Raw genomic sequence first — 12,384 nt, 5'->3', positions numbered from 1 at the left:
GGGCTGGGGTGAGGGTCTTCCCTCGAGGAAAAGATCAGCTCGGCTCCAGGAGGAAGGCGACTTCCTCCGGAGCCGGTTCCAGTCCGAACACGCCTGGAGGCGGAGATGAAGCAGGAGCAGTACGACCCGAACAGTCCATCCCTCACGACCCTGAAGAACCCCTCCCTGCGCACGGAATCACTTGCTGCCCTGGGAGCCTTCGGAGTGCTCACCACGGGTGCGGCGGTGCTGGGAGCGCGAGCCTCGAGCAGCTCGCAGCTCTGGTATCGCCGGTTGCGCAAACCGTCCTTCCAACCACCCTCGTGGGTTTTCGGGCCGGTGTGGACGGCGCTGTACGGGCTGATGTCCTTCTCGGCGTGGAGGGTGTGGAACGGGCCGGCGGGCCGCAAGCGCTCCTGGGCGCTCATGCTCTGGGGGGTGCAGCTCGGCTTCAACGCGCTCTGGTCGCCGCTCTTCTTCGGCAAGCACCGCCAGAGGGCGGCCCTGGCGGACATCGCCGCACTGGGAGTGAGCCTCGCCGCGTACACCGCGACGGCGCGCGAGGTGGACCGGGGTGCGGCGTGGATGATGGCGCCCTACCTGGCCTGGGTGGGCTTCGCCAGCGCGCTCAACGAGGAGATCGTCCGCCTCAACCCCTGAGGTCCCTGGGGACTGGTGTGTCGCGCAGTGGACGGAGCGCGGCGTGACCTTCCATGATGCCCTCCTCACTTTTCGGAGGGCTCAATGGAGCTCCGCATCCAGAACCTGTCCAAGCGCTACCCGAACGGCACCCAGGCGCTGCAGGACGTCACGCTCACCATCAAGCCCGGCATGTTCGGGCTGCTCGGGCCCAACGGCGCGGGCAAGTCCACGCTGATGCGCACGCTGGCCACCCTCCAGGAGGCGGACAGCGGGAGCGCCTTGCTCGGCGACATCGACATGCTGAAGGACAAGGACGCGGTGCGCCGGGTGCTCGGCTACCTGCCCCAGGACTTCGGCCTCTATCCGAAGGTGACGGCGGAGGAGCTGCTCAACCACCTGGCGACGCTCAAGGGCATCTCCAATCCCTTCGAGCGCAAGAAGGTGGTGGACGCGCTGCTGCACCAGACGAACCTGCACCACGCGCGCCGCAAGCAGCTGGGAGGCTTCTCCGGAGGCATGCGCCAGCGCTTCGGCATCGCGCAGGCGCTGCTGGGCAACCCCAAGCTGCTCATCGTGGACGAGCCCACCGCGGGCCTGGACCCGGAGGAGCGCGTACGCTTCCACAACCTGCTGAGTGAAATCGGGCAGGACGTCATCGTCATCCTCTCCACGCACATCGTCTCGGACGTGCGGGACCTGTGCCCGCAGATGGCGGTGCTCAACGGGGGCCGGGTGCTGCTCACCGGCGCGCCCGAGGACATCATCGCCCGGCTGGAGGGCCGCATCTGGAAGAAGTTCGTGGACAAGGCGGAGCTGGCGGGCTTGCAGTCCGCGCTGCCCGTCATCTCCCACCGGCTGCTGATGGGCCGCACGCTCGTCCACGTGTACAGCGAGAGTGCCCCGGACGGCTCCTTCTCACCGGCGGTGCCGGACCTGGAGGACGCCTACTTCGCCACCATCAAGGGCCACCTGGCGCAGGACGCCGCTTCCGCCCCTCGCACGGCCGTGGGCTGAGGAACCACCGCACATGCTCACGATCGCCCTCTTCGAGCTGCGACGGCGGCTCAAGATGCTGTCCACCTGGGTCTACTTCGGCATCTTCTTCGTGCTCGCCTGCCTCGCGATGAACGCGGCGGGAGGCGCCTTCAAGACCGTGATGTTCGGCGCGGCGGGAGGCAGCAAGGTGCTCGCCAACTCGCCCTTCTCGTTGAACTCGCTGCTCACCCTGCTCGGCTTCGCCGGAGTCATCATCACCGGTGGAGTGATGGGGCAGGCGGTGTACCAGGACTTCGCCAACGGGACGCACCCGCTCTTCTTCACGGCGCCCATCTCGCGGGCGCAGTACCTGCTCGGGCGCTTCCTGGGGTCGCTGCTCACGCTGCTGCTCATCTTCTCGAGCATCGGCCTGGGGGCGAGGTTCGGCGCCACCATGCCCTGGCTGGACCAGAGCCTGATCGGCCCCACGGTGTCGGGCTCCTACCTGCGGCCCTACCTCCTCAGCATCCTGCCGAACCTCTTCTTCACCGGTGCGCTCTTCTTCGGGATGGCCGCGCTCACCCGCCGCATCCTCCCCGTCTACGTGGCCAGCGTGGTGCTGCTCGTGGGCTACCTGATTGGCAGCAGCCTGCTCCGGGAGCTCGACACGAAGTGGGTGGCCGCGCTGGTGGACCCGTTCGGCATGAACGCGATTCGCCTGCTGACGGAGTACTGGACGGTGGCGGAGAAGAACACGCGCGTGGTGCCGCTCGAGGGCTGGTTCCTCGCCAACCGCCTGCTCTGGGTCTCGGTGGGCGCCGCCGTGCTCGGCTACACGCTCGTGCGCTTCCAGCGGACCCACGCGCTGGCGGGAGGCCGCTCGGCGGAGACCGCGGCCGAGTCCCCTTCCGCGCAGGTACCGCTCTCGACCCTCTCCGTGTCGCGTGACTTCCGGGGAGCCACCTTCCTGCGGATGCTCCCGCGCCTGGCGTGGCTGGACCTGAAGGAGACGGTGAAGAACGTCTACTTCCTGGTGATCGTCCTGGCGGGCGTCATCTTCGTGCTGGGCACCTCGCGCGTCATCGGCGTGATGTTCGGCACCGCCGTCTACCCGGTGACGTACATGGTGCTGGAGCTGGTGGGAGGCACCTTCGCGCTCTTCCACTTCATCATCATCACCTTCTATTCGGGCGAGCTCATCTGGCGCGAGCGGGACGCGCGCATGAACCAGCTCTACGACTCGCTGCCCGTGCCCGGGTGGCTGCCCTTCGCCTCCAAGCTGCTGGCGCTCATGGGCGTGCAGGTGCTGCTCAACGGGGTGGTGCTCGTCTGCGGGATGCTGGTGCAACTCTTCAAGGGCTACACCCACTTCGAGTTCGGCCTCTACGCCACGGACCTCCTCGGCTACCGGTTGATGGACCTGTGGCTGCTGTGCGTGCTGGCGGTGCTCGTGCACGTGCTGGTCAACCACAAGTACGTGGGGCACTTCATCATGGTGCTCTACCTGCTGGCGGGCCAGTTCGCCTCGGAGTTCGGCTTCCAGCACAACCTCTACAAGTACGGCACCGCGCCGCCCGAGACGTACTCGGACATGAACGGCTTCGGGCCGTTCGTGGCGCAGATGGTGTGGTTCCGCGCGTACTGGGCGCTCGTCGCGGTGGCGCTCGCCCTCGTCACGCACCTGCTCTGGGTGCGTGGTACCGAGACGCATGTGCGCTGGCGGTTGCGGCTGGCGGGCGCGAGGGCCTCGCTGCCGGTGCGGGTGGGCATGGCCCTGTCGGTGGTGGCGGCGGTGGGGGCTGGGACTTTCATTTTCCACAACACCAACCGCCTCAACACCTTCAAGACGGAGCACGAGGAGCAGGCGGAGAGCGCCGACTACGAGAAGCAATACAAGACATTGGCGAAGGTGGCGCAGCCGCGCATCGTCTCGGTGAAGGTGGACATGGACCTGTTCCCGGAGGAGCCGCGCATGAGGGCGCGAGGCACCTTCGGGCTGGTCAACAAGACGAGCGAGCCGGTGAAGACGGTGTACATCAACCTGCCGTCGGAGATGAAGGTGTACCGGCTGGCGGTGGCGGGAGCGGAGACGCCGAGCGAGAAGGACACGCGGCTGGGCTTCTTCACGTACACGCTGCCCACGCCGTTGGCGCCGGGGGCCTCGGCCGAGCTCCAGTTCGAGCTGGGAATGGAGCCTCGGGGTTTCCGCAACTCGGGGGCGGTGACGTCGCTGGTGGAGAACGGCACCTTCCTCAACAGTGGTGTTTTGCCGTCGCTCGGGTACTCGGCGGACCGCGAGCTGCAGGATGATCAGCAGCGCAAGAAGCAGGGATTGGCTCCCCGGCCGCACATGGCGGACGCGAGTGACCTGGAGGCGCGACGCAACACGTACATCACCTCGGACTCGGACTGGGTGACGTTCGAGGCGACGGTGAGCACGTCGCCGGACCAGGTGGCGCTGGCGCCCGGTTACCTCCAGAAGGAGTGGACGGAGAACGGCCGCCGCTACTTCCACTACACGATGGACAGCCCGATCCTGAACTTCTACTCGTTCCTCTCGGCGCGCTACGAGGTGAAGCGGGACAAGTGGAACGACGTGGCCATCGAGGTCTTCCACCATCCGAGCCACGGGTACAACGTGGACCGGATGATCCAGGCGGTGAAGGACTCGCTGGAGTACTACACGAAGAACTTCGGGCCGTATCAGCACCGGCAGGTGCGCATCCTCGAGTTCCCCCGGTACGCGCGCTTCGCGCAGTCCTTCCCCAACACCATCCCGTACTCGGAGAGCATCGGCTTCATCGCGAAGGTGGATCCGGAGGACCCCGAGGACGTGGACTATCCGTACTACGTGACGGCGCACGAGGTGGCGCACCAGTGGTGGGCGCACCAGGTGATTGGCGGGAACGTGCAGGGCTCGACGATGCTGTCGGAGACGCTGTCGCAGTACTCGGCGCTGATGGTGATGAAGAAGAAGTACGGCGCGGAGAAGATGGGGCGTTTCCTGCGTTACGAGCTGGATGAGTACCTGCGTGGGCGCACCTTCGAGCGCAAGCAGGAGATGCCGCTGGTGAGCGTGGAGAACCAGGGGTACGTGCACTACAAGAAGGGCAGCATCGTGATGTACGCGCTGCAGGACTACGTGGGGGAGGAGAACGTGAACCGTGCGTTGTCCACGTACCTGAAGAAGGTGGGATTCCAGCAGCCGCCGTTCACGAGCTCATTGGAGCTGATCGCCGAGCTGAGGGCGGTGACACCGGAGCACCTGCAATACGTCATCCACGACTTCTTCGAGCGGCTGACGCTGTACGAGAACCGGGCGTTGAAGGCGACGTACAGGGAGGTGGAGGGAGGGAAGTACGAGGTGAAGGTGACGGCGAAGGTGCGCAAGCTGGAGGCGAACGGCACGGGGACGGAGTCGGACCTGAAGCTGGCGGACTGGATGGACGTGGGGGTGCTGGATGAGAAGGGCCGAGCGCTCTACCTGGAGAAGGTGCAGGTAACGAAGGGGGAGGTGGAGTTCACGGCGTTGGTGAGCGAGCGTCCGGCGAAGGCGGGAGTGGATCCGTTCAACAAGCTGATCGACCGGAAGCCGAGCGACAACACGGTGGTGGTGGAGAAGCTCTGAGAAGCAAGGCCGTAAGGAAGCAAGGCCGCAACCCCTCCCTCTCCCTCTGGGAGAGGGCTGGGGTGAGGGTCTACCCCGATGCAAGCGGATCACCCATCAGGTCCCCCCGGCCACTTGACGTATCAAGTCATCCCTCCGATACTCCTGACAAACGAGGAGCAACCCGATCAGTGAGCGTGTCAGAGGGGCTGGTTAGCCTTTGACGATGAGAGGGCGGGGTCGGGAGGTGGGGCATGGAGGGGGAGGAGAAGTACGTCGGGTGGGTGAGGTCGATGGGAAGGGCGGGGCTGTTTGACCTGTGGGAGCGGGTGAAGAAGGGGGAGGATCTGTCCCCCTGGTCGCCAGGGAGGGCATTCGAGTTCCTCATCCTGCGCGCGTTCCAGCTCGAGGGAGCGCAGGTCATCTGGCCCTTCAGGGGGGAGTGGGAGCAGGTGGATGGGGCGATCTACGTCGAGGGGCTTTCGTGCTTGCTGGAATGCAAGCATTGGCGGGAGCCCGTCGACTTCAGCCCGATAGCGAAGCTCAAGGTTCGGGTCGATCGGAGACCGCCTCCGGTCGTGGGTCTTTTCTTCAGTGCGAGGGATTTCACCCTGCCCGCGCGGCAGGAATTGCACGCGCACTCGTTGCGCAACGTTCTGCTCTGGGGGACGAGGGACGTGGACCTCGCCTTGAGGAATGGCATGCGCACCGCGCTCGGAATCAAGTGGCGAAAGGCCGTGGAGGAAGCGGTGATGGATTACGAGCTCGAGGCGGAGGACTTCCGATGATTCCGGTCCTGGTGGTGCGGGGTCATGCGATGGCCCTGGTGTTGCGCAGGTTGTTCGAGCCGGAGTTCGGGCGGGAGCTCCACGTGCTCGACGCGGACTACGTGGGCAGTAGCGTCTCCCTGGCGAGATCCATCCTCCTCAACCGCAAGTCCGTCGTGGCGCTGATGACCGACTCGAAGCAGGAGGAGCTGCGGCAGACGCACCGCTCCATCATGTACCTGCTGGTTGGTGTGGCCTGCGCCGACCTGTGGAAGTTCGTCTTGATGGTTCCGCAGACGGAGGTGCTGCTCTTCGCGGATCGGAGCGTGCTGCGCCAGATACTGGGGCGAGAGCCGACCGGGGAGGAGCTGGCTCGGGGCCAGAGCGAGCCCCGGCGCGTCCTGGAGGAAGTGCTTGGGTTCGACGGGTCGAGCCTCGACGAGGAGCTGTGCCGGCGTCTGGAGAGGGTGGATGTGAGTCCCCTGTCCGAGCACCCGGCCGTTCAGCAGGTGCGGCAGTTCTTCCGGGACCACCGGGACGGGCGGGCCTCGCTGCCCTTCTGAAGTACCCCGGGCCTAGCGGAAGGACAGGCCGGCCATGGGGCTCCGGGAGGCCAGCAGGCGCCGGCGCCGGAGGATGGAGCGCAATCCCAGCCACATGGCCCCGAGCGACACGAGCATCCACACCGCGGCCCAGAGGGGTGCGGGCAGGTACGTGAGCCGTGCCATGGTGTGCGCGTCGGAGACACCCACCTCCAGGCCGAAGCCGAGCAGGCCCTTGATGTCCTGAAGCGCCATGAGGCACGAGAGCGCGGCGATCCACACCACGAGCCCGCGGCGCAGCCAGACGGGCCCCTTCCAGGCCACCAGGCCGAGCAGGGCGCCCATGCCGGCGATGAAGCCGAGGGTGAAGAGCCCATCCGAGCGGGACGAGCCGGTGGCGAGCGCGTGGGCGGAGCCGGGGTCGGGCGGGAGCAGGGGCACCCAGAGGACGGCCACGGCCACCATCCAGGCGACGAGGCCCCACAACAGCGCGCGCCCGCTGCGCATGCGGCCGGCCGCCACCAGGAGCAGCGCACCGGCCACGGAGGAGCCCACGTAGCCGCCGGAGGAGATGAGCAGCTCCTTCCACAGCGAGCCGGTGCCGGAGTGGTAGGTGAGCCCACCCGTGGCGGGGCTGATGGTGACGCTGCCCACGTGCGAGCCCAGGGCCCAGGCGGTGAGGGCGTGCCCGCTCTCGTGCATGAGGGTGACGAGCAGCCGGAAGGGGTACAGCCACACCGTCTGCCAGAGGAAGAGGCTGGCCACGGTGGCGAGCACCAGGCACGCCAGCAGGGCGCGGGTGGTCATCGGCGGCGGCTCGGGGACGGGACGCATGCCGGTTGGACGCTAACACGGACGCATTCGTTCCAGGACCGACGGTCCGCCCGCCTGGGGCGGGAGCGAGCCGCGCTTGACCGGAGAAGTCATGCGAGGCATCCTATTTTTCCCGTTGGATATGAACCCTCGCAATGCGCCTTGTCCCTGCGGCAGTGGGCAGAAGTACAAGCGGTGCTGTCGGAGCGTCGACCGGAGTGTCTCGCGGGTCCAGGGGCAGGGAGTGGTGCACCTGCCGCCTCCGCCCGGGTTGGATCCGGTCACCACCGAGGCCTATCTCCGGGTCCAGGAGGTGATGGTCTCTCCGGATGCCGCCCGGTTGATCTCCGAGGGCATGGTGCTGCTGCGGAGGATGTTCCGGGAGGGCGGGCCGCTGGGCTCGCTGCGCTGGTCCTGGGAGCAGCTCGTTCCGCCCGTGGAGCGGCACATCGGCCGTGTCATGGAGGAGGTGGAGGACACCGACGAGCGGCATGCGCTGCTGTTCGAGCGCTGCGCTCCGAAGCTGCTCTCCGCCGAGCGCCTGGCGCGGATGGACGAGGTGCTGCGGCGGGAGCTGATGTCGCCGGAGCGCACGGAGGACGAGCGTCGCGCGCTGGCCGCGGCGGTGATGGAGCTGGTGAGCGCACCGCCGACGCCGCCGTATTCGCACGAGGAGCTCGGACTGGTGTCGTGGTTGATGATGGGGCAGGTGGACGAGTGGATGGCGCGCCGCGAACGCGCGGAGGCCTTCCTGGATCGGGTCCTGGGTCCGGTGGCTGACGCGCGGCGCGGGTGGGCCTGAGGGCACCCGGAGTCCCGGGCCCGCCCTGTTCCGATAGGGTCTCGCCCTACCGCCGGCTCTGCTGCCACGCCTGGCGTCCCTGGGCATCGAGCGCGCGGAAGTCGTCGTCGGAGAGCGTGATGCCGGCGGCCGCGGTGTTCTCCTCGAGGTGGCGGACCTTGCCCGTCCCGGGGATGGGGAGCATGACCGGGCTGCGCTGGAGCACCCACGCGAGCGCCACCTGCGAGGGCGAGGCGGAGAGCTTCTTCGCGAGGGTGTCGAGCGGGCCGCCGGGAGCCGCGAGGCTTCCCGCGGCCAGGGGGTACCAGGGGATGAACCCGATGCCTTGCGCGGCGCAGTAGTCGAGCACCTCTTCACTCTGACGGTTCGCCAGGTTGTAGAGGTTCTGCACCGTCGCCACCTTGAAGAAGCGGCCGGCGGCCTTGACCTCCTCGACGTTCACCTCGCTCAGGCCCAGGTGCCGGATGAGGCCCTCGCGCTGCATGTCCGCCATGACGCCGAACTGTTCGTCGCGCGGCACCTTCGGGTCGATGCGGTGCAACTGCCAGAGGTCGATGCGCTCCTGCTTGAGCCGGCGCAGGCTCATCAACACGCACTGGCGCAGGTACTCGGGCCGCCCGAGGGGAGGCCAGATGTTGGGCCCGTGACGGGTGAGGCCTCCCTTCGTGGCGATGACCATGCCCTTTGGGTAGGGAGCCAGCACCTCCGCGAGCAGCTCCTCGCTCACGTGCGGGCCGTAGCTGTCCGCGGTGTCGATGAAGTTGATACCCAGCTCGGGCACGCGCTTGACGGTCCTCCGGGCCTCCGCGGGGTCCTCCGGGGGTCCCCAGATACCCGCGCCGGTGATGCGCATCGCGCCGAACCCCAGCCGGTACACCTCCAGGTCGCCGCCAATCTTGAATGTGCCGCTCGCCCTCGCGCTCGTCTGCGCCATGTGTCGTCCTCTGCGGGTGTGGTAGCGCAACGATTAACGTGGGCCCGGCCGCCGTGTTGAGGAAAAGAAGTACGGCGGTCCACAAGAGGTCATCTTCCCCGCCGGGCGCTGGACCCGGCGTGCACATCGCGGTCTGCTCGCGACGGTCGTATCCAGGAGGCGCTGAGGGATGAACAGTCCGGAGAGGGAGGGGCAGGGGGACGCCGCGCGCCTGCTCTTCGTGGCGGGCGAGGGCGAGACACGGCAGGTGTTGGAGCGGCTGCGGGCAGCGGGGCTGGAGGTCTGCTCGGAGCGGGTGAGCACGCCGGAGTCGCTGAAGGCGGCGCTGGAGCGTCCGTGGGAGCTGGTCGTGTGTGGGGCGGAGCTGGCGGGGCTGGGCTTCCAGGAGGTGGCGCCGCTCTTGCGCGAGCAGATGCCCGCGCTGGGCTTCCTCGTTCTCACGGCGCGGTGGGACGAGGCGGAGATGCAGGCGGCCCTGACGGCGGGGGCACACGGCTACCTGGAGCTGGGGCGGCTGGCGCAGGTGGTGCTGGAAGTCCAGCGCGAGGTGCGGCGGGCCGTCGAGTGCCGCCAGTATCAGTGGGACGAGGTGCGGCGCCAGCGCAGGAGCGAGTTCCTGGCCAGCCTCAACCACGACATCCGCTCCCCCCTCAACGGCATCATCGGCTACTGCGAGCTCCTGCTGCTCGAGGAGGGAGGCCGCCTGACACCGCGCGGGCAGCGGGACCTGACCATGGTCAAGAAGAGCGCCCAGGGGCTGCTCGCGCTCATCAACGATGTCCTGGAGCTGCTCGAGCTCGATGCGGGGCGGATGCAGGTGGTGCGGGAGCTGTTGAACTTCCGGGAGCTGGCCGAGGAGTGTGCCGACACGGTGCGCGAGCAGCTCGAGGGCAAGGACGTCGAGCTCACCACCCAGCTCACCGAGCAGGTGTACATGCTGCGGACGGACGAGCTGAGGCTGCGCCAGGTGCTGCTCCACCTGCTGTCCCACGCGGCCAGCTCCACCGAGTCCGGACGCATCTCGCTCACCGCGTGCGCCGAGGGCCACGAAGCCGTCTTCATCGTCGAGGACACGGGCGGAGGTCTTCCCGAGGACCAGTTGCCCCTGCTCTTCGAGAAGCCACACAAGGGAGGCAGCGGCACGCTGGGGCTGGTGCTCACCCGGGAGCTGACGCGGGCGCTGGGGGGCTCGCTGTCGGTGCGCAGCACCCTGGGGCACGGCACCACCTTCACGGTGCGGCTGCCCTGTCTCGCCGGGGACGAAGCGGGGCAAGACGCTCCAGGCCCACGACTTGACACGGAGTGAAGAAGATTGCTCATCTGAATCATGCTCAATCAAGACTCCGAGTATCAATCCTGTATCCAGAACTCCGAGCGTGTGTCGTGGCGGGTCGATGAGCTGTTGCCCAGGGACACCGTCATCGATTTCAGCCGGAGAATCCTCTCGGACGCGTTGACGGGGACGGAGTCGATCAGCTGCTTGAGCGCCGGGGAGAAACTGGCGCTCAATCAGATCCGCTCGAACAGCTACGCCCACCTGTTCCTGTTCCTGGAGGAGTACGTCGTCGCGCTCATGTCGCAGCGTGCCGGCCTCGAGCTGCATGGGAACTCGACACACATGCGCGCGCTCCTGCGTTTCACCGAGGAGGAGATCAAGCACCAGCAGCTCTTCGCCCGGTACACGGACATGTTCGCGCGTGGGTTCAATGTGGCACCGGCCCTTCTGGACAATCACGTCCAGGTGGCCAGGGCCATCATGTCGAAGTCTCATCTCGCCGTGCTGATCTTCAATCTGCACATGGAGCTCATGACGCAGCAGCACTACGTGGAGACCATCCGCAACAATGAGCGGGAGGCGCTCGACCCGGTGTTCTGCAACATGCTCAAGCACCACTGGCTCGAGGAGGCGCAACACGCCCGCCTCGACTACCTGGAGGCCCAGAAGATCCTCGCGCGGGCGCCCGAGACACTGGACTCGGCCATGAATGAATACGCGGAGATCCTCGGAGCGCTTCGGGGCACCCTGTCGCGGCAGCTCGAGTTGGATCTCCAGACCTTCGAGAAGGCCATCGGACGTACGCTCACGGAGAGCGAGCGGAGCGAGATCCTCGCGGCCCAGGAGCGCTCGTATGTCTGGACCTTCATTGGCATGGGGATGAAGACGCCCCTCTTCCTCTCCCGCCTGCGCGCGCTCTCTCCGGCCGCCGAGCAGCGCGTCCTGGAGCTCGCCCCCCAGTACTACTGCAACTGAGCGCTCCCACTCTCGGAGATTCGCCCCCCATCGGGTTTGAAAGGCCTGGTTGTGAGCACCCTAGTGGAGTGTCCGACAAGTTTTTCAACATAGTCGGGAGAGACATCGGCGCAGCACCACATCGAGGAGAACGCCGGCTGCTCGGCGGCCTACCCAACTCGCGGAGACGATACCGAAGGTAGTGCGCCTTCGAGCCAGAAACCGCCCCAGAGGCACCTTCCGATCGCGCGCTGCTCGAACTGGTCTGACCATCGGACCAGTTGCTTGAACTCGCGCCCGGAGACCGCCTCGTTCTCGCTCCGCGACTATGTTGAAAGACTTGTCGGACACTCCACTAGACCGCCGGGAAGGGTGTTCGGGAGCGCCTGACGAATTCGGCAGCAGCATCAAGGAGCCCGCGGATGGCCTTCTCGTGAGCTCCGTGGCTGGCTCTGAGCAGGGGTTGCTCCCAGGTCTGCGATGGGGGGAGTTCCTTCTCCTGGTGGAGCCACTGTTCGAACCGAGCGTACTCCTTGTCCTGGGTGCCCGATAACTCCAGGCACAGCCGATAGCCGTCAATGAGTCCCGCCATGCGCTGTACCTTGATGTCGCCGATGAGCATGGCCAGGCGCCCCTCCACATCGCCAATCGCCTGGCGAGCCTCCAGCAGCATGTCGAGGGTGGAAACAGGAGGGGTGGTGGGGCGCAGGGAAGGCAGCTCGTTCCAGGGATGCTCCCCTTCCCCATGGTATGGAATGGCAGCCAGCACCTCGGGGGAGAGCGATCGGAACTCCGCGACGCGGTCAAGGTACTTCCTTACAGCGCGTTCGTGATCGCCACCGCATTCGTCCAGGAACCTGCCGTCCCAGGCTCTGCCGCGCTGTGGATTCGTGAGAATCTCCAGCCAGTCGTGGAAGAGGACATCGCTGCCCTCGTGCACTCCCAGGCTGGACATGCATTGCGTGTAGCCGACGCAAAACGTGGAGAGCCGAGCAACATCCGCCATGCCGATATAGATATAGGGCCCCGTGCGCTTCTCCTGTACATCCTGACGAATGCGCAGCAGTACATCGAGCAACGGGACGGCCTGCCT

11 protein-coding genes are annotated in these 12,384 nt (G+C 66.8%); 8 read left to right on the top strand and 3 right to left on the bottom strand.

The annotated features are described in order from the left end of the window. Positions 1 to 105 precede the first annotated feature (105 nt). From JRI60_RS46250 to JRI60_RS46230, 5 genes are all read left to right on the top strand, one after another. The gene (locus tag JRI60_RS46250; protein WP_204222472.1) at positions 106 to 639 is read left to right on the top strand and encodes a TspO/MBR family protein; all 534 of its coding nucleotides are present in this window, start codon (positions 106 to 108) and stop codon (positions 637 to 639) included. Positions 640 to 723: 84 nt separating this feature from the next. After that, the gene (locus tag JRI60_RS46245) at positions 724 to 1,635 is read left to right on the top strand and encodes an ABC transporter ATP-binding protein (protein ID WP_204222471.1); all 912 of its coding nucleotides are present in this window, start codon (positions 724 to 726) and stop codon (positions 1,633 to 1,635) included. A gap of 13 nt (positions 1,636 to 1,648) precedes the next feature. Beyond that, a complete protein-coding gene (locus JRI60_RS54845; protein WP_204222470.1) occupies positions 1,649 to 5,224 on the top strand; it encodes a M1 family aminopeptidase in 3,576 nt (1,191 codons plus the stop codon). Between the two features lie 233 nt (positions 5,225 to 5,457). Further along, the gene (locus tag JRI60_RS46235; protein ID WP_204222469.1) at positions 5,458 to 5,991 is read left to right on the top strand and encodes a restriction endonuclease; all 534 of its coding nucleotides are present in this window, start codon (positions 5,458 to 5,460) and stop codon (positions 5,989 to 5,991) included. Then, positions 5,988 to 6,533, top strand: coding sequence for a hypothetical protein (locus JRI60_RS46230; RefSeq protein ID WP_204222468.1), 546 nt, complete (start codon positions 5,988 to 5,990; stop codon positions 6,531 to 6,533). Before JRI60_RS46235 ends, JRI60_RS46230 begins: the two co-directional genes overlap by 4 nt. 12 nt (positions 6,534 to 6,545) lie before the next feature. On the opposite strand, the gene JRI60_RS46225 is transcribed toward JRI60_RS46230, so the two are convergent. Next, positions 6,546 to 7,346 carry a M50 family metallopeptidase gene (locus JRI60_RS46225; RefSeq protein WP_204222467.1) on the bottom strand — a complete coding sequence of 267 codons (801 nt, stop codon included), beginning with the start codon at positions 7,344 to 7,346 and terminating at the stop codon, positions 6,546 to 6,548. Positions 7,347 to 7,467: 121 nt separating this feature from the next. Here JRI60_RS46225 and JRI60_RS46220 point away from each other — a divergent pair, with 121 nt between their 5' ends. After that, the gene (locus JRI60_RS46220) at positions 7,468 to 8,127 is read left to right on the top strand and encodes an SEC-C domain-containing protein (RefSeq protein ID WP_204222466.1); all 660 of its coding nucleotides are present in this window, start codon (positions 7,468 to 7,470) and stop codon (positions 8,125 to 8,127) included. 46 nt (positions 8,128 to 8,173) lie between these two features. On the opposite strand, the gene JRI60_RS46215 is transcribed toward JRI60_RS46220, so the two are convergent. Next, positions 8,174 to 9,061: an aldo/keto reductase gene (locus tag JRI60_RS46215; protein WP_204222465.1), complete on the bottom strand. Its 888-nt coding sequence runs from the start codon at positions 9,059 to 9,061 to the stop codon at positions 8,174 to 8,176. A gap of 169 nt (positions 9,062 to 9,230) precedes the next feature. On the opposite strand from JRI60_RS46215, the gene JRI60_RS46210 reads away from it, so the two are divergent. Next, positions 9,231 to 10,367 carry a hybrid sensor histidine kinase/response regulator gene (locus JRI60_RS46210; RefSeq protein ID WP_204222464.1) on the top strand — a complete coding sequence of 379 codons (1,137 nt, stop codon included), beginning with the start codon at positions 9,231 to 9,233 and terminating at the stop codon, positions 10,365 to 10,367. A gap of 21 nt (positions 10,368 to 10,388) precedes the next feature. Then, positions 10,389 to 11,312 carry a diiron oxygenase gene (locus tag JRI60_RS46205; RefSeq protein ID WP_204222463.1) on the top strand — a complete coding sequence of 308 codons (924 nt, stop codon included), beginning with the start codon at positions 10,389 to 10,391 and terminating at the stop codon, positions 11,310 to 11,312. 334 nt (positions 11,313 to 11,646) lie between these two features. Here JRI60_RS46205 and JRI60_RS46200 read toward each other — a convergent pair whose 3' ends face one another. Next, positions 11,647 to 12,369, bottom strand: coding sequence for a hypothetical protein (locus JRI60_RS46200; RefSeq protein WP_239470120.1), 723 nt, complete (start codon positions 12,367 to 12,369; stop codon positions 11,647 to 11,649). Between the last annotated feature and the right edge of the window lie 15 nt (positions 12,370 to 12,384).

Origin of the sequence: Archangium violaceum (genome assembly GCF_016887565.1) — a bacterium.
GTDB classification, from domain to species: domain Bacteria; phylum Myxococcota; class Myxococcia; order Myxococcales; family Myxococcaceae; genus Archangium; species Archangium violaceum_B.
Note: the sequence above shows the minus strand (reverse complement) of the source record. Positions and strands in the feature narration are given on the sequence as shown.